Below are 17,587 nucleotides of genomic sequence, written 5' to 3'. Positions count from 1 at the left end.
TATAGCGGCAAATGCCCTGGGCCGAGGTGTGCATCCCTTGCAATGTGCATAGGTAAGCACCCCCACCGGGGGGATTGAGCGGTACCCAGATATACGTACAGTCATACGAATTTTTCTCAGAAAGGTCCGCAACCCCGAGGGACCCTTAAGGAGTAACGCACCCCACTGGTTCTCGCCGCAGTTCCCGTCAGGAGCGAGGCCGGTCATCGGTTCAACTGCAGGACCGTCGAGGTTGCAGCCCATGAACTCCTCTGTACCCGGCAGAAGGTTTCGTCCTACCTTCGGCTTGAACTTGCCGTCGCAAGCAGCCGGTCAATTTCGGCGATAGCCTCTTTGTGTTTGCGGATGTCGGTCTCGGCAGCAGCAAGAGCGGTGCTAAGTCGCGCCCGTTCCTCACACAGAGACTAGACAGAGGCTCGGTTGACCTCAACTACCGGCCGTTGCCGCGATCCCTTGGGAGGGGCGTCCAGCGTCCAGATGCGTTTCTTCACCACGGTCAGAGGAGCTTGGGCCTTGCTGGCAAGTCTCTGCTGTTTCCGCTCTAACGTGACCTGATACTCGGGCTGGGCCTTTGCCCATCGGACAGGACCACCAGCCAACAACGTTTCCGCGTTCAGTTGTTCACGAGCGCGCTTCGGTGGCAAAGGCGCGGCCATGGCTCGAAGCGCCGCGTCGATGATAGCCTCAAGATATATCCGCCGAAACAGGTTGATATTAGGCTGCCGGTTTTCCTTCTGAGCCATCTTCTTTGGCGGCTCAACCGACGCTTTTTTCCTCGTAGACTGAGCCTTCGCCTTCTGAGGCGACTGCTTTTTTGGCATGGCCTTGCCTTTTGCCATCCTTCCACTTGCAGGGTCAAAGGAGGACCAACCAAACCCGCCAACAATGGTGCTTCCTCCACGGTAGCCACCTTTGCCCATCTATCCCTTCATCCCTTCAGTCGCCGGTGTAGTTAGCTTTGGGCCATTCGCGTCCCCAGCCAGGACTAGCTTTCTTCGATGCTTTACCCACAACGCTGGCTCCATCTCGACATGCTGACCAATATGGTCTTTCCCGACCTTCCGAAGTGATGGTCTCATTTCTTGCTGGAGAAGCTCGACAAAGCGTTTGCGCATCGCCCAGACCTGTTCCCTGAGCGCCCGATTGTTTGTAACTCCATGCGCAGACAGGTATCTCGCCGCGTAGCAGGCTCGCAACACTTCATCCAAAATCTTGGTTCTGATGCCGTCGCTCTGGGGGCTGTCCTTTACGTTTGGAAAGAACAAGCGCCCTTTGTCGACCAGTGCGCTGGCTTGAAAGCTGAGCCGTTCCACAGCAGCCCTGTCGAGAGTTCCATCTTTGACTATCGGATCGCAGTGGGTCTCAAGCTCAGCCATTAGGTCAATAACGTCGCTGCCCCAACCGGTCAGGTCGCTGTCACGCTCCCGTTTTGCTTTGCCTAGCGAAATGACCCATTGAATGATTGCGAGAAGCAATCCGACCAGTGCGATAGCTGGTGTCCAGTCATGACTAAACATCATCGCTCCCTTGATACTCGCGCGTTTCCCTCAACTCTTCCCAAAGCTGTCCCGGTCCCAGCAGCACGTCCTTAAGACCCTCGCGGATTTTGGCCGAGTCCAGCGCCTGCTTGCTCATCGTCGTGTGCGCCTCAAAGGCGTCGATGATGGCGTCAAGGATCGCCTTGGACAGATCGGGGGAATTTGCGAACTGCTCCTTGGAGTTATTTGCGGCTTGCTGAGCAAGCGTCTCAGACTCCATCAGTTTGCCCTTAATGACGTTGTTCACATAGATGAGCTGATCGTCGTCGGTTACATCGCCCTGAAACAGGTCGTTCAGCTTGGCGACGATCTCCGCCAGCAACGCTTTCTGCTTCTCCTGCACTGAACCGGAACCGGCATCATAGATCGGCTGCAACGGCTCTCCGAAGCCACCCAGAGCGAGCGTCCGCTTCCCCTTGTCTGCGAGCTTGTGGTGGGTCAGCACCAGCCCAGAAACGTCGATCTCTTGCCGCTCGCGCCCGAACTCCAGCAACGGGATCAGGCGGCGAAAGAAGATGTGGCGGCTTTCTATGGCAGTGTTGCCGTAGTCGAATATCTGGGACAGGAAAGCATAAAGGCGCACGAACGCGCCCATGTCGGCACGGAATAGCACGAGCGCATCCATCGTGTCCTGAGCATCCTTGGCTGCCTTGATATCATCTTTCGACCGGGCTATGCGCGAGCGCTCTTGGGCGTCCCGGTAGGAACGCAAGAGACGGTCGGTGACAGGCGTGATGGCGGCGACGAGGTCACCCTGCTTTGATGTCAGGTCCAGCTCAACGTTGACCACTCGCTCGACCTCGAAATGGTCGTAGTACCCCAAGACGTCCAGCTTGGCCCGCAGGTCGAAGACAAGATTGGGGTCGGTCACATTTTCCAGCGAGGCAGTCGCGTAGTAGGTCTGGAATGCCTTGAGGATCTCTTCGCTACTGTTGACGAAATCGAGGACATAGGTTGTGTCCTTCCCCGGATGCGCACGGTTGAGCCGTGACAATGTCTGGACCGCCTGAATGCCTGCCAACCGCCGGTCGACATACATGCCGCACAACAGGGGCTGATCGAACCCGGTCTGGAATTTGTTAGCCACCAGGAGGATATGATACTCGGGGAGCCTGAAGGCTTCGCGGATGTCGCGCCCGTTCAACCCTGCGTTCAACTCTTTGCTGGTTTCACTGAACGGGTCTGGTCCGCTCGCCGGGTCGTTGACCTCGCCCGAGAACGCCACCAGCGTCCCGAGCTTGTAGCCTTTTTCCTTGATGTATTTGTTGATGGCAAGCTGCCACCGCACGGCTTCGATGCGGCTGCCCACCACCACCATCGCCTTGGCCTTGCCATCGAGTAGCGGCTGTACCAGCGACCGGTAGTGCTCGACCACCACCTGCACCTTCTGGCTGATGTTGTAGTCGTGCAGCCGCACCCAGCGCATCAGAGACTTGACCGCAGCACTGCGCTCGACCTCGGTGTCGTCCATCTCCTTGCCCTCATGGGCAAGCTTGAAGGCAAGGCTATAGGGCGTGTAGTTACGCAGCACGTCGAGGATAAAGCCCTCCTCGATCGCCTGTCGCATGGAATATACGTGGAAGGCCGTTGGCAGGTTTGTCTCGCTGGCCGCCTGATCAGGAAAGGGGCGGCGACCGAACAGCTCAAGGGTCTTCGCCTTGGGCGTGGCGGTGAAAGCAACATAGGTGATCCCTTTGTCGCTTGCCCGGGCAGCCATCTGGGCGGCGAGAATGTCCTCTGAGCTGATCTCTCCGCCGTCGCCGAGATCGGCAAGTTCCTGTGGGGAAAGCACGGCCTTCAATTGGGCTGCAGCCGCCCCGGTTTGGCTGCTGTGCGCTTCATCGGCAATGACCGCGAACCGCTTGCCATGCGATGCCGCCAGTTCCTGCACGGCCTTAAGGGCAAAGGGGAAGGTCTGGATGGTGCAGACGACGATCTTCTTGCCGCCAGCCAGCGCGTCCGCCAGTTGCCCGCTTTTCGCGCCGCTGTCGCTTTTGATGGTGACGACAACGCCGGTGGTCCGCTCGAAGTTGAAGATCGCTTCCTGCAACTGCGTGTCGATGACGTTACGGTCGGAAACCACCAAAACCGTGTCGAAGACCTTGTGGTGCTTGTCGTCGTGAAGATCGGCGAGGAAGTGCGCGGTCCACGCGATGGAATTGGTCTTGCCAGAACCTGCCGAGTGCTGGATCAGGTACTTGCCGCCAGCCCCTTCGGCAAGCACGGTGGCGCGAAGCTTCCGCGTGGCGTCGAGCTGGTGGAAGCGCGGGAAGATGACGCCCTTGATCTTCTTCTTCGTGTCCCGCTCGGCCACCATGTAGCGCCCGAGGATTTCCAGCCAAGAGTCCCGCTGCCAGATGTCCTCCCATAGGTAAGCCGTCGGGTGTCCCTCGGCGTTCAGCGGGTTTCCCTTGCCGCCGCCATTGCCTTTGTTGAAGGGCAGGAAGCGCGTCTGCGGGCCCTCAAGCCTTGTCGTCATCATCACTTCGGCATTGCTGACGGCGAAGTGAACCAGCGCGCCGTTCGGGAAGCTCAACAGCGGCTCAGGGGCCTGGCCCTTCGGGTTCGGGAGGCGGTCGAACCTATACTGGTCCACCGCGTCGGTGACGGATTGTGTGAAGTCGGTCTTCAGTTCGACGGTGGCGACTGGCAGCCCGTTGAGAAACAGCACGAGATCGATGGCGTTCTCGTTGGCGAGCGAATAGCGCACTTGCCGGACGACACGCAGCCGGTTGGTTTGATTGCGTGCGAGGATGTCGGCATTCATTGCCAGTGCTGGCTTGAATTGGGCGAGTGCCAAGGGGGCCTTGAGGCCGATCATCTCGACGCCGTGCCGGATGACGTCGAGCGTCCCCCGTTCATCGAGTTGTTTGCGGACACGGTCGAGCAAGGTCGTCTCCGCCGCAGCGCCGTGAGATTTCGTCAGGGCATCCCAAGCGTTCGGCTGGCTCGCCTTGACCCAGTCCACGACATCGGCGGGAAACAACGCACGGGCGCGATCATAGGCTTGAGCGTCGCCCTCCGCGTAGAGCCAGCCGTTTGCAGCTAGATGGTTGCAGATTTCCGCCTCGAAGCTGATCTCCTTGTGAAGGCTCATCGCTTTGCTTTGAGCCCCAGCGCCGAAAATGCTTCGGCGACGTCGGGTTTCATCTTCCAGCCGCTCTCCTCGGACCACTCAGCAAGAATACCGCTGAAGAAAGCAGCATTGCGCACAACGGCGTTCTTTGCTGGCCAGAGCCGCGCCTCGCGCTTCTTGCACATCTCACCGAAGTGCATGTGCCAGCTTTGTGCGCCCCAGCCGAGCTTCTGGCTAAGGCCTTCCGATGATAGGCCAGGGGTGTCCAGAAGAACCTGAACGATCCTGCGTTCCGTTTCGGACATTGGCTGATGCGTAAAGGCCTCGATCACGCGCCGCGCGACTGGCAATCCGGACACATGCTCAGAGAGGACATGGGCCTCAACGCAGATCTGGGCGTCCAGCGCGTCGATAACGCGCCGAGCATCCTCTCCAGCACTGGGGTGGCTCAGCCTGGCCTCGGCATTGGCGCGAACGGTTGCGCGTTTCTGTGCATCCATGGTCGGAATTCCGGCAAGAATTGCTTCGAGGCTCATGCGAAGGCGGCTTTCTTGGCGCTCGCTGCGCCTGCAGTATTTGCCCGTGAGACGCCACGTACGTCGATCTTGCCCGTGACGGCAGCAGAAATGATGGCGGTGCGACGCTCACAAAGAAGTTCCACCGCCCGCTCGGCCTCCTCAATCAGTAAATCCACTTTGCTGGTCGCGTCCCTCAAGAAGTTGGCGATCTCAATTTGCTCGTCGGGCGGTGGGACCGCGACCACCAAGTTCATAGCCGTTCCGATGTTGAAATGCTGCTGAATGGCTCCTCCCGACCCCTCAGCGAACTGGCGGACGGCAACATCAGACGCGAGAAACCAGCACAGAAACCATTCTGAGCCGAAAGTTGGCTTTCTGATTATGATGAGGTCAATACAGTTGGCGCCGTCGAACTCCTCGGGGACCACCGCAGTCGTTCCTGGCTGACCTGACCGAACAGCAACAAGATCTCCTGCCCTTATCTGCGACTTTTCCAGGGCTTCGTTGGCCTCTGCAGAGATGTATACCAATCCCTCGCTGTTGATCCGACCTGGCCTTACGTTGAGTGATCGCAAAGCGGGCACGCCACTGTCCGCGTAGTACTTGGACGGTTCAACGACGATACCTACAGTGATCTGTGGGGTAAGTGCCTTGAGTTTCTTTGCCTCCCAATGCTCTGGCACGTCGCCCAGCCACTCGATGCCCGAGGCCTTCATCGGGAAGCCAGGGTTCAAACCCTTGGTGACCGCATGGGAAATGACGGCCTGACGTTTCTTCTTGAGCAGTTCGATCAGCCGCTTCTGCTCCTCCACCAGCGCATCAATCTTGCCCGTCTCGCGATCGAGGAAGGCGGCAATGGCGGCCTGTTCGGGTGGGGGCGGCACCAGAACAGGCATTCGCGAGTGTTCTTGGGGCTCCAAGTCCCACTGATTTGGGCGGATGCCTTTCGAAATAGATAGGTATGCTGCTGTGTATTCTGCTGAACGCAACAGATAATGAAGGTATCGGGAATTCTCGTTATGCAAAGCCTTGAAAACGAAATAGGCGGGACTGACGATGCCTCGGAAGTCAGAAATGGCAACTGAGCCTTGCCATGCCTTCATTTTGTTGATGGCTAAATCACCCGGCTCGACAAGCTGATAGAGACTCAAATCATCGGATGGCTTGTTGAAATTGTCATCTCTGCTCGCTTTCGGAACAACCCCGTAATCGCGATAGACTGAAAGCAATTGCTCATCTTCGAAGTTGACCCGTTTCACTCTTCGAAAAAGAGTCCAAAGGGGTAGGATCTCCCAATGGTCGGGGACGCGCCTTAGCCACTGGAGTCCCGTATCCCTGTACACTTTGTGATTAGGAAAGGTCATGCCGACAGCTCCCCGATCATGTTTAGGATGCGGTCGGTGACCTGCTTCAGATCGGCATCGATCTCAGCGAGTTGACGCGGTGGCTCGAAGACATAGAAGTGCCGGTTGAAGGGGAACTCATAGCCGATCTTTGTTTTGTCGTGGTCGATCCAAGCATCGGCGGCATGGGGCAGAACCTCGCGCCGGAAATAGGCCTCGACGTCGTCGCTGAGCGGCACATTCTCAGTGTCTCTCAGCGCACTGTCGGCCTGAGGCTTGCCCTTGTTCTTGCCGCGCTCTCCAAGGACGAAGTGGCCCTCCTGGTCACGCAGGGGACGCTCGACTGAGATGGTGCGATAACCGAACTCCTCGTTCGAGAAGATCAGCGACAGCGGCGCAAGTTTGACCTTGCCGCCCTCGGGAGCCGCCGGGGGCTGCTCGCCCTCCAGCACAACCTGCCGCGCCAATTCCTTGCCATTCGCGTGCAGCACGGTTGCAAGCTTCGCCTCAAGGAAGCCGCCGAACAGTCTGGTGATTGTGGCGATGTCGTCGTCGCCCATCTCCTTGCGCTTGGAGCCGAGGCTCTTGCGCATCTTGCGCCAGAAGCTTGAGCCGTCGATGAGCTGGACCTTGCCCTTGCGGTGGGCTGGCTTGCGGTTGGAAAGCACCCAGACATAGGTGGAAATGCCGGTGTTGTAGAACATGTCGGTGGGCAGTGCGACGATGGCCTCGACCAGATCGTTCTCCAGCACGTAGCGCCTGATCTCGCTCTCGCCACTGCCAGCTCCTCCGGTGAACAGAGGCGAGCCGTTCAGCACGATGCCGAAGCGGCTGCCGCCATCGACCGCCGGTCGCATCTTGGAGAGGAGATGCATGAGGAACAGCAGCGAGCCATCGGACACCCTGGGCAACCCGGGGCCGAACCTGCCGTTGAAGCCTTGGCTCTCGTGTTCGGTGCGGACGGCCTTCTCGACCTTCTTCCATTCGACGCCGAAGGGCGGATTAGAAAGCATGTAGTCGAATTTTTCGTGCGGATGGCCGTCGTCGGACAGTGTGTTGCCGAAGACGATGTTGCCGACATCCTGCCCCTTGATCAGCATGTCGGCCTTGCAGATGGCGTAGGACTCGGGGTTCAGCTCCTGCCCGTACATGACGAGCGAGGCCTTATCGTTGTGTTCGACCAGATGCTCACCGGCCACCGATAGCATCCCGCCGGTTCCCGCCGTCGGGTCGTAGATCGTTCGCACCACGCCGGGCTTCGACAGGATGGCGTCGTCCTCCACGAACAGCAGGTTGACCATCAGCCTTATGACTTCGCGCGGTGTGAAGTGTTCACCGGCGGTTTCGTTGGAGAGTTCCGCAAACTTGCGGATCAGTTCCTCGAACACGAGGCCCATCTGGTGGTTGTCGACCTTGCTGGGGTGCAGATCGATGCGAGCGAATTTTTCGGTGACCTGATAGAGCAGCCCTGCCTTGGCGAGGCGGTCAACCTGTACCGCGAACTCGAACCGCTCGAAGACGTCTCGCACATCCGGCGAGAAGGCCTGGATGTAGGCGAACAGGTTTTGGGCGATGTTGTCCTGATCGCCCATCAGTTTGCGCATGTCGAGCTTTGACGTGTTGTAGAAGGTCTGCCCGGCCTTGCGCAGAACGAAGGGCTCGGGGTTCATGCCTTGGGCAATCTTGGCCGCATGTTCCGCCAGCACCGCTTCCTTGGTCGGCTCCAGTACACAGTCCAGACGCCGCAGCACGGTGAAGGGAAGAATGACCTTGCCGTAGTCGGCCTGCTTGTAGTCCCCCCTGAGGAGATCGGCCACGGACCAGATGAACGCCGAAAGTGCCTGCTGGTTCAACTGTGGTAACCCCCCAAATCATTTTGCGGAGACTAAAGCTGACAGTTCCGTAAATGGCAACGGCTATCCGGCGGTCTCTTTGGGGCCTAAGGCCGCGCCGGTTCGGGTCGCGACAAGAAGAAATGAACATCGACTGTCCTCTTCGCTACCGCAGTCGCTGCGACAGCGCTCCTGGTTACCCGTCAGGACATGTGATCAGCAGACGGTCGGGCCGATCACTTGTTGCAAAAGCAGCGAAGGGTTAAGGAGTGGTGGCGACATTGGGGGGGTTAAAATGCCGATCCGGAAGATTGATCTGCTGATCGGCTTTGTGGCTGGTGCCGTGGTTGTGGGGTCCTCGGCGGCGCTATGGAAGATGCTCGACGATGCCCAAAGAGTTGGAGATGTTTGCAGCAAGGAAAGCACGATGTGGTGGCGCCTGACTGGTCAGAGTGGGGCGAAAGCCCTTGAAGAGATGAGCCTCCGGGCCGAGTCCTGCATCGCAGGGCAAGGGACAGAAGCGTGGTCGGAACCGGTGGAGTACCTGTTCTGCACGAGGGTGGTGGGTAGCGGTGAAGTGCCTGTCCTAAAGTGTAGAGATAGCCAGAGCGACTTGCGTTCATGAGCCTCTCTTAATGGCGCTTTTCCTCCAGCGAAAAAAGGTGGGGACAGGGACGCCGGGCGTATGCGAGCCCATCAAAGCCTAACTTCAGGTTATCGTCAGGTCAGCCATCGGAGAGACGGGCTTTGCCCGTACCGATAGAGGAGCCTGACGGTCCTGAAACCATGGCCGTTGGCGAGACAAAAAAGATGATCATCTATGATGACTATCAATCTTGTCTGCCGCCAAGCGAAGCTGGCAGCACGGTCGGTTATCCCATGAACGGCGAAGCCGTCTCATCCATGGGTTCCCGACTGCCCACGCCAGTTGTCTAATCGATGAGGCCTGACGCACCGCCGGTTACCTCTTGTCTATAGTATAGCGACGACCGATTTCTTTGACTTAGAGGTCGCTAATAGACGTGCGTGATACGAGACCGCCTGCTTCGACATCCCGCTCGATCGAACGATCTCGGCTTGCGTTTTTCCTTCAGCCAACAATGCGCGCACGGTATCCCGAGCCTTAGGTTTCTTGACGGTTACCGCTGGTGTCTTCAGGAGCCGGGCGAGAAACTCAAGTCCATATAGGGTCACCAAGGTTCGGACCCAGTTCTCTTCCTTGTGTCCGTAGTGAATGGATATCAGAAGGCCGTCGCCCACCGCTGCTCTGGTGGCGATTGCGTCATGGCGATACTCCGGTTTCCTTGCAGTCGGATCGGTCACCATGGGCACCATGCGCCAAGCAAGGTGGCGCTCGACAAGCCCCTTACGCTCCAGCAATGGGATGAGCTTTCTGACAGTGGTGTCGATGCCGTGGCGTTCTCGAAGGGCATCCAAGGCTTTGGAGAGTGACAGGCAGCCGGTGACGATCTCTCCAGTGATGGGGTTGAAGATTTCTCCGCGAGCAAGGAGGGGTCGAGCGAACTCGGCTTTGTAGCGGACGCTTTCGGCGATCACCTCTGCTGCGGTGAGTGACCTACCGCCACGGGCAACGCCTGCCGACTTGTGTTGCTTGATCCATCCCCTAAGGCAGGGGGTGGGATTGGTGTGCATGGTCATGGCGACGGAATGCCTTTCTTCGGGCCGTACGGCGTGTTGGGAGTCGATTGGCTGAGGTTGGCAGTATAGGAGCTGGCCAGGGCTTGACGCTTCTCAGGCCAGGCTCTGGGGTCGGGCGGCGTTGCCGTCCCCAAGGGCCCTTAATTCATCGACCGAATAGCGGCGGGTGAACCAGTCAGGCTTTAGGTTTGGGGTGTCTTTGGGACGTCGGGTGCCCTCGGCGACAAGCTGCAACGCTGCTCAATCAATGGACGAAACAGGAGCGGACGCGCGGCGGCGAGCTTTGCCCGCAATCATGATGGGCAGGTAATCGCTGCCGAGGGCGTTCTATCCCTCTATGTGAGAACCCAATGAACGGCTTCTATGTCCAGTATGGGCCCCTAATTAGCTCACCAATGAGCAGCTTCTATGTTCAGTATGGAGGGGTACTTCGGGAGAGAAGGAAAGAAAATTTTCCGGTTCTATGTCCCATATGAGAGGGTAATTATTTTGTTCTTATCGCCCCTCCTTTTGGGAGTGTTTGAGGAACGATTTTCTCACGCCTTTAAGCGACGGAGGTTCTATGTTCTATATGAGTACCTAATCATCCCGGCTCGCCGGTGCTGTCAAAGATAAGCGTGTGGCTGTAGCCGCCTCGCATGGTGACAACCGCCCGCCTGAGGGTCTTGCTGTCGCTCTCAAGGTCGATGCGCTGCACGAGATTGGAGATGAGCCCTTGGGCACCCTTCCGGTCCTCTTTAGCCAGCCGTCTAATCTCATCCTGATCCGCTTCAAAATCGATGACAGCCGCCGCGCTCTCCCGGTACCTCGCGTCGTTCTCGCGGATGGCTAGTATCTCCTTCCGCTTCGCCTCGATCTGGCGAGCCAATTGATCGGCCTGCCCCAAGAGAACCTTGCGGACTTCAGGTGTGTCAGCTTCGGCAATACCGGCAAGGACGTTTGACTGCTTGGCCTCAAGGGCACCTATGGTTTCCTCAAGTTGCCTTGAGAGATCAGGGGTCGTCTGGTCCTGCGGTATAGGAATAGCCAGGAACCCAATGCGGTCAATCATCTCTTGCTCGAACTGATCATAGCGCCAGTTAGGCGCGGTGCATTCCGTGCGCTTGAACGTCTTTCCCGTGCAGGTGAAATAGCCCCATACCGCACCGCCCTTCTTGGACGACGTGAGGACCATTGGGGAGCCGCAGTGCCCACAGTGGACCATGCGGGAAAATAGGTTTGATGTGCGCCCTTGCTGTCTACTGTGACGCCGGGCCTTGGTGCGCTGCCGAGTGGCCAGCCATTCCGTCTCACTGATCAGCGCGGGGAAGTAGCCTGGCACCTCCTCGCCTTTGAGGACAAGGCACCCATAGGCGGCTGGCGAGCGGAGGACTTCGCCTACGACAGCTTGTGCCCATGTTTTCCCAGAAGGAGAGGCGATACCGCGCGTGTTCAGTATCTGCGTAATGGATTGCTGGCCGTGCCCTTCCTTCGCGAGTGCAAAGAGAAGCCGCGCATCGACAGCACGTCCATTCAATTCGTTGGTCTCACGGTCAATCCAGAAGGGGACCTTCGCAACTTTGATCCGTGCCCCGCTACCGCTTGCGACAGCGGCTCGTGCCTTCTCGGCCTTCCGCTTCCATGCTTCGCCCACCCGATAGGACAGCTTGGCGCTGTACTCGTGGGCCGCTTGCATGGCCATTAGGGACATCATGAGGTTTGAGAAATTGTCGTCGTAGCCCTCAGACGTGTGGACCCGCTGGTCCGTCAGGGTCACAAGGGTTAGCCCGGTGTCCAAGAGATCAAGGAAGTAGCGGATAGCTCGCGTTGGCTTCACGCGGGTGATGCGGTCAATGTTCTCAACAATGAGGACGACCTCACTAGGAATCTTCCCGGACCTCACGTCCCCAACGAACTTGCCTAGGCTGGCCTCTAGGTTCGCGCCCTTGAATGCGCTCACACCATCGTCGACCAACTCACTGTCGAGGGTAACGCCGTGGATTGCACAGAACTCCTTGGCATTCTTAGTCTGTCGGTCAAGGCTGTCGCCGCTGGCCTGCTTGCCGGAACTCCAGCGAGCATAGGAAATCGCGCGGCGTCCCTTGAGGTCTCGTGGCTGTAACATGGCTAGGCGATCTCCCTTGTTGCCTTGGAAGATCGCCCAATATCACTCTGCAGAATTAAAGTCTATGCCAAGTCTGGCTCTTGCAGATCAGCCCGCCGAGCACGCAGCCGCTCATCTTGAGCGAGGTGCCCGACAGTGTTGCCTTGCCCGAATAGGTCTTGTCGTTTGCCGGATCGGTGATGTTGCCGGCATATTTGTTGGCCCCGGCCGCCTTGAGCGAACCGATGGTCTTCCCGGCATATTTGCCGGTCTTCAGGGTGATGGAGAATGAACCGCTGCCGCCGATAACTGCTGTGTCGCCGGCTTGTGTCTTCCAGTTGCCTTCGATCGGATCGGCCCAGGCCGCACCAGCCATCATCACGGTGGCCGCCAGGGCCAAGCTCACTTTGCGAAACATATCTGTCCTCCCTGGTGTTAGGTGGGGCAGCCGCCTCTCTGCCCCTTACGCAAACGTAAGCTAATCCAGCTCCCGGCAAAACAAAAGCGGGTGCCGCGACGGAAGGTTTCGCAATTTTCATGCGGGGTCGGGAGAGCGCAGCCCGTGAAAATGAAACGATCGAGGCGTTGGCTTTGGTTTGCGTGGTTAGCAGAGTGTTGATCGGCGTCTTGCAAATTTTCGTCAAATCGATCGAAAAACGGCGGGATTGCTGACTTTGTATCCTTAACGAATTTCCGCGTTTACCTCTTGTTTTAGCTTTGTTTTCTCCAAATTAAGCACGCCATTTAACGACGGATTCAAGGCTCGGCCTCATTCTCGGAAGCATCGAAAGAGCGGCTCCCCGGGGAACACCGGGGGACAGAAGAGGCCCGCTCTCGGGAGCCAGACAGGGGACTAAAATGGCACGTTTTGAAATGCTTGAAGCCGGCTTCGGCGCCATGGGGGCAACTGCCCAGGCCGACATTCTTTTCGAACTGGGCATGATGTATGCGACCGGCCGCGATTGCGAGACCGATGTCGTTGCCGCCCACAAATGGTTCAACATCGCCGCCATCAAGGGCTCGGTCCGCGCCGCGGAACTGCGCTCGGAACTGTCGGCCGCAATGTCCAAGGTCGAGATCGCCAAGGCGCTGCGCGAAGCCCGCGAATGGATGACGATGCACTGAGATCGCGAGCAGATTATCGCAGGCAGATTATCGAAAGCAGGGAAGCCCCGGGATCAAGACCGCAAAGACGGTCGGAACCGGTGAAACGACAAGGCCGCGACAAGACGGCCGACCATGAAAGAACAAGAACGCGGCAGGCCGGCACGGTCCAGTCGTGCACAATGGGGACGGCGGGCAGGTTTTCGTGGCGCGGGGGCGCATGGGGACTGCTACGGGCAAAAAGCCACGACCGGCCGGAACAGGCTGGCGTGGCTTTTTGCGTTGATGAGGCCCAATCGAGCGGCGCCGATGCGCCTAGACAGGCCCAATGAAGGATGAAATTGTCCCGCCTTCGGAAAGAAGCGCGGCCAGAGCGGCTGCGCGAGTGTGGGAGGAGTTCTATCACCATGAAAAAAATGGGTATTTTGAGCGCGGCCGTATTTGGCCTGATGATCAGCGCGCCGGTTGCCTTTGCCGATGACATCACCATTTCGGTGGTCGGCCCGATGACCGGACAGCTCGCCACGATCGGCGACCAGTTCAAGCAGGGCGCAACGGCAGCCGCCGACGCGATCAACGCCGCCGGCGGTGTCAACGGCTCGATGATCAAGCTCGACATCGAGGACGACCAGTGCGATCCCAAGCAGGCGGTTTCGGTGGCCAACCGGATCGTTGCCAACAGCGTCAAGTTTATTGACGGCCATGCCTGTTCAGGTTCGAGCATCCCGGCTTCCGCCGTCTACGCCGAGGCCGGCGCGCTGATGATGAGCCCGGCCTCTTCAAATCCCGAGCTGACCGATGCCGCCGCCAAGGCCGGCTGGCCGACGATCATGCGTCTCTATACGCGTGACGACGCGCAGGGCGCCTTCATTGGCCCGTGGATCGCCAAGAAATATGCCGGCAAGAATGTCGTTATCCTGCATGACAAGAGCGCCTACGGTCAGGGCGTTGCCGATGCCGTGAAGGCGACGATGAATGCCGGTGGCCTCAAGGAGATCGACTATGAAGGCATCAATGCCGGCGAGAAGGATTATTCGGCTCTCGTCACCAAGCTGAAGGACCTCAAGGCCGACGTTGTCTATTTCGGCGGCTATCACCCGGAAGCCGGGCTTATCCTGCGTCAGTCGGCCGAGCAGAGCGTCAAGTTCCAGCTGATCATGCCGGACTCGATCGCCTCGCCGGAATTCTGGCAGGTCGCCGGCCCCGCCGGTGAAGGCACCCTGTTCGTCTTCCCGTCGGACCCGCAGGCCAAGCCGGAAGCCAAGGAAGCCATCGCCAAGATCAAGGCGGGCGGCTTCGTGCCGGAAGGCTTCACGCTGTTCTCCTACGCCGTCGTTCAGGCGTTTGCAGAGGGCGTCAAGCGCGCCGGAACAGACGATCCGGTCAAGGTCGCCGAAGCGCTGAAGAACGGCACGCCGTTCAGCACCGTGGTCGGCGACGTGACCTTCGACGAAAAGGGCGATCTGAAGAACGCCAGCTACGACATCAACCAGTGGCACGACGGCAAATACGCACCGATCGCGCAGTAAGCGGCCGCGTACTCATGGAAATGGCCGGGCTTGTCCCGGCCATTTTTGTTCAAGCCTCCAGCCGGCTATGAAGCCTCTTCAACGAAGCGCACCAGCACCGTTCCGTCGGTGACCTGCGCGCCCTCTGTGGCGATCTCGGCGATCACGCCGTCATGGCTGGCCGCGATCGTGTGCTCCATCTTCATCGCTTCCAGGATCAATAGCGGCTGGCCCTTGATCACCCTTTCGCCCTTTGCCGCGCGCACCAGCTTGACCAGGCCCGGCATCGGCGCGCGCAGGCTGCCGGAAGCGGCGGCCGCCTCGTCGGTTCGCGCCAGCGGATCCGGGACGAGGAAACTGTAGCCGACGGCGCCTTCGAACACGGTGACGTGGCCTGGCCAGCGGGCAAGGCGAGGGGCGGCGCGAAGATCATGCGAATTGACGCTGTCATAGGGCGCGTCCAGCGCCACCTCGAAGCGCCCGTCCGGCCGCACTGAAACACGCGCCAGTATATCGTCCTCGCCATGCCGCAGGCGCGTGCGGCGCGCAATGCTGTGGAAATGCGCATAGCCGGCAAGCGACGACCACGGATCGTTCGACGGCGGCAAGGCACCGGCGCCCGCCGCGGCAAGGGCCGCCGCGGCAACGATCTCGCTGCTCGGCGGGGCGACCGCGGTCAGCGCTTCCTGATGCCTGCCGATCAGGCCGGTATCGACGTCGCCGGCCGAAAAATCGGCGTTCGCGGCAAGTGCCGCGAGAAAGGCGGTGTTGACGGTCGAGCCGGCAATCTCGGTCTGCGACAACGCAGTCCCGAGCGCATCGAGCGCCGCCTGCCTGTCCTTGGCGTGGACGACCAGCTTGGCGATCATCGGATCGTAGAAGGGCGAGATCGCATCGCCGGCCCGCACGCCGGTCTCGATGCGCATGCTGGCGCCTTCGGGCGCGTTGTCGGGAAACGCCAGGTGATGCAGCGTGCCGGTCGCCGGCAGAAACCCTTTCGCCGCGTCCTCGGCATAGATGCGCGCCTCGAAGGCGTGGCCGGAAAGCGTGATTTCGCTCTGCGTCTTCGGCAGCTTTTCGCCGGCGGCTACCCGCAACTGCCACTCGACCAGGTCGGTGCCGGTGACCATTTCGGTGACGGGATGCTCGACCTGCAGGCGGGTGTTCATTTCCATGAACCAGAAGCGGTCGGCCTTCAGCCCTTGCGAGGCATCGACGATGAATTCGATGGTGCCGGCGCCGGAATAGCTGATCGCCTTGGCGGCCTTGACCGCCGCTTCCGTCATCGCCTCGCGCAGCGCCAGCGTCATGCCGGGCGCCGGCGCTTCCTCGATCACCTTTTGGTGGCGGCGCTGCGCCGAGCAGTCGCGCTCGTAGAGATGCACGGCATTGCCAAAATTGTCGCCGAACACCTGGACCTCGATGTGGCGCGGCTTGTCGACGTATTTTTCGACCAGCACGCGATCGTCGCCGAACGCGGCCTTGGCCTCGCGCCGTGCGCCTGACAGCGCTTCCGAAAAATCTTCGGGATGTTCGACGCAGCGCATGCCCTTGCCGCCGCCGCCGGCGCGCGCCTTGATCAGCACGGGATAGCCGATCTCACGCGCCTTGGACGCCAGCAGCACGATCTCCTGCGCCTCGCCATGATAGCCCGGCACCACCGGCACGCCGGCCTTTTCCATCAGCCGCTTGGCCGCATCCTTCAGCCCCATGGCGCGGATCGAGGCGGCCGACGGGCCGATGAATGTGAGCCCCGCCGCCACCACCAGGTCGACGAAATCGGGGTTTTCCGAGAGGAAGCCGTACCCGGGGTGAATTGCTTCGGCGCCGGTCGCCAGCGCCGCCGCAACAATCTTGTCGCCGCGCAGATAGCTTTCGCCGACCGGCGAGGCACCGATACTCACTGCCTCGTCGGCCATTTTGACATGCAGGGCCTTGGCGTCCGCGTCGGAATAGACGGCAACGGTGCGCACTCCCATCTTCCTGGCCGTGCGTATCACCCGGCAGGCGATCTCGCCGCGATTGGCGATCAGGATCTTGGCGAACATGGAGCCTCCAGAGTTTGTCTCGGGCGGCGCCGGTCTGGCAGGAATGAGCCTATTTCGAAGCCGCGATTTTGCAGCCGCCGCTCGCGGTCTGAACCTTCCACTTTTTCAGGCCAACCTGACAGCTTCGCAACGCCAACTCTTCCGCGGCCTTCTGAGATGGCGCGTTCAGCCGCGCACCGCAGATGATGTAAAGATCGTCGACGCGCGAGTAGAATGTGGTCGCGTAGGCCGAGTGGCCACTCGCCGCGACATAGGCGTTGTACGACTTCGTGCAGGGCTCCTTTGGATTCAGTGACAACGGAGGCCAAAATCGGGTGTCTCCCTTGCTGCCCGCCAGCGATCCAGCCGCCCCGATACCGGGTGCCGTAAATACGAGCAGGCCGGCAAGCATCGATACAGTAATTCGTTTGATGCGTGCCGATTTCATCTTGCGCCGCCCATTTGAAAAATGCCCAAGCCGATGCTTGTCGGCCTACTTCGATGCCGCAACTTCGCAGCCAGCCCCTGTAATGACCTTGTAATGGCTGCGGGCAGACTCGCAGGATTTCATCGCCCGTTCTTCGGCAGCCTTCTGTGACGGTGCATTCAAGCCCGAGCCGCAGATGATGTACAACGAACGGATCCGGGCATAGGGCGTGGTCGCATAGGCCGAATGGCCGCCGGCGGCCACATAGGCGTTGTAAGCCATGGTGCACTGGTCTTTCGGGCTTTTCGGCAAATACGGATAGAAATGGATGTCGCCTTTGCTTCCCGCCAGCGATGCCGCGGCGCCAACGCCGGGTACCGCAAATATAAGCAAGACTGCAAGTACCGACGCAGTCGTTTTTCCCGAATATTTCGGCCTCATCTTTACCCCATCCCCGTTGCCCAATGCGGGA

General features: G+C 59.5%; 15 protein-coding genes. 3 read left to right on the top strand and 12 right to left on the bottom strand.

What is annotated here, in order from left to right; all coding sequences use genetic code 11:
- Positions 1–404: 404 nt before the first annotated feature.
- The 6 genes from ACYG9R_RS03005 to ACYG9R_RS02980 form a co-directional block, all read right to left on the bottom strand.
- Entirely contained in the window at positions 405–920 is a 516-nt protein-coding gene (locus ACYG9R_RS03005) for a hypothetical protein (RefSeq protein WP_155923282.1), read from the bottom strand.
- Positions 921–1,517 carry a hypothetical protein gene (locus ACYG9R_RS03000; RefSeq protein WP_155923281.1) on the bottom strand — a complete coding sequence of 199 codons (597 nt, stop codon included), beginning with the start codon at positions 1,515–1,517 and terminating at the stop codon, positions 921–923.
- Positions 1,510–4,635 (bottom strand): type I restriction endonuclease subunit R, encoded by a 3,126-nt coding sequence (locus ACYG9R_RS02995; protein ID WP_023824188.1) that lies wholly within the window; start codon positions 4,633–4,635, stop codon positions 1,510–1,512. The genes ACYG9R_RS03000 and ACYG9R_RS02995 overlap by 8 nt, the downstream gene beginning before the upstream one ends.
- A complete protein-coding gene (locus ACYG9R_RS02990) occupies positions 4,632–5,150 on the bottom strand; it encodes a hypothetical protein (protein WP_023824187.1) in 519 nt (172 codons plus the stop codon). Before ACYG9R_RS02990 ends, ACYG9R_RS02995 begins: the two co-directional genes overlap by 4 nt.
- Positions 5,147–6,391, bottom strand: coding sequence for a restriction endonuclease subunit S domain-containing protein (locus ACYG9R_RS02985; RefSeq protein ID WP_155923280.1), 1,245 nt, complete (start codon positions 6,389–6,391; stop codon positions 5,147–5,149). The genes ACYG9R_RS02990 and ACYG9R_RS02985 overlap by 4 nt, the downstream gene beginning before the upstream one ends.
- 101 nt (positions 6,392–6,492) lie before the next feature.
- Positions 6,493–8,328 carry a type I restriction-modification system subunit M gene (locus tag ACYG9R_RS02980; RefSeq protein ID WP_023824185.1) on the bottom strand — a complete coding sequence of 612 codons (1,836 nt, stop codon included), beginning with the start codon at positions 8,326–8,328 and terminating at the stop codon, positions 6,493–6,495.
- Positions 8,329–8,602: 274 nt separating this feature from the next.
- Between ACYG9R_RS02980 and ACYG9R_RS02975 the strand changes: the two genes are divergently transcribed.
- Entirely contained in the window at positions 8,603–8,932 is a 330-nt protein-coding gene (locus ACYG9R_RS02975) for a hypothetical protein (RefSeq protein WP_023824184.1), read from the top strand.
- Between the two features lie 347 nt (positions 8,933–9,279).
- Here the strand turns inward: ACYG9R_RS02975 and ACYG9R_RS02970 are convergent, their stop codons facing one another.
- From ACYG9R_RS02970 to ACYG9R_RS02960, 3 genes are all read right to left on the bottom strand, one after another.
- Positions 9,280–9,966 carry a hypothetical protein gene (locus tag ACYG9R_RS02970; protein WP_023824183.1) on the bottom strand — a complete coding sequence of 229 codons (687 nt, stop codon included), beginning with the start codon at positions 9,964–9,966 and terminating at the stop codon, positions 9,280–9,282.
- Positions 9,967–10,549: 583 nt separating this feature from the next.
- Complete coding sequence (locus ACYG9R_RS02965) at positions 10,550–12,070, bottom strand: recombinase family protein (RefSeq protein ID WP_023824182.1); 1,521 nt, start codon at positions 12,068–12,070, stop codon at positions 10,550–10,552.
- A 55-nt stretch (positions 12,071–12,125) separates the two neighbouring features.
- Entirely contained in the window at positions 12,126–12,467 is a 342-nt protein-coding gene (locus ACYG9R_RS02960; RefSeq protein WP_023824181.1) for a DUF2147 domain-containing protein, read from the bottom strand.
- A gap of 440 nt (positions 12,468–12,907) precedes the next feature.
- On the opposite strand from ACYG9R_RS02960, the gene ACYG9R_RS02955 reads away from it, so the two are divergent.
- Positions 12,908–13,174 (top strand): SEL1-like repeat protein, encoded by a 267-nt coding sequence (locus ACYG9R_RS02955; RefSeq protein ID WP_006199745.1) that lies wholly within the window; start codon positions 12,908–12,910, stop codon positions 13,172–13,174.
- Positions 13,175–13,560: 386 nt separating this feature from the next.
- Positions 13,561–14,682, top strand: a complete 1,122-nt coding sequence (locus ACYG9R_RS02950) for an ABC transporter substrate-binding protein (RefSeq protein ID WP_023824180.1) — start codon at positions 13,561–13,563, stop codon at positions 14,680–14,682.
- 65 nt (positions 14,683–14,747) lie between these two features.
- Here the strand turns inward: ACYG9R_RS02950 and ACYG9R_RS02945 are convergent, their stop codons facing one another.
- From ACYG9R_RS02945 to ACYG9R_RS02935, 3 genes are read right to left on the bottom strand one after another with little or no spacing between them, the layout of a single operon-like run.
- Positions 14,748–16,709 carry an acetyl/propionyl/methylcrotonyl-CoA carboxylase subunit alpha gene (locus ACYG9R_RS02945; protein ID WP_023824179.1) on the bottom strand — a complete coding sequence of 654 codons (1,962 nt, stop codon included), beginning with the start codon at positions 16,707–16,709 and terminating at the stop codon, positions 14,748–14,750.
- A gap of 49 nt (positions 16,710–16,758) precedes the next feature.
- On the bottom strand, positions 16,759–17,136 hold the full coding sequence (locus ACYG9R_RS02940) for a hypothetical protein (RefSeq protein WP_023702172.1): 378 nt from the start codon (positions 17,134–17,136) through the stop codon (positions 16,759–16,761).
- Positions 17,137–17,181: 45 nt separating this feature from the next.
- Positions 17,182–17,556: a hypothetical protein gene (locus tag ACYG9R_RS02935; RefSeq protein WP_023670207.1), complete on the bottom strand. Its 375-nt coding sequence runs from the start codon at positions 17,554–17,556 to the stop codon at positions 17,182–17,184.
- Between the last annotated feature and the right edge of the window lie 31 nt (positions 17,557–17,587).

This window comes from Mesorhizobium sp. RSR565B, from assembly GCF_054719465.1.
Note: the sequence above shows the minus strand (reverse complement) of the source record. Positions and strands in the feature narration are given on the sequence as shown.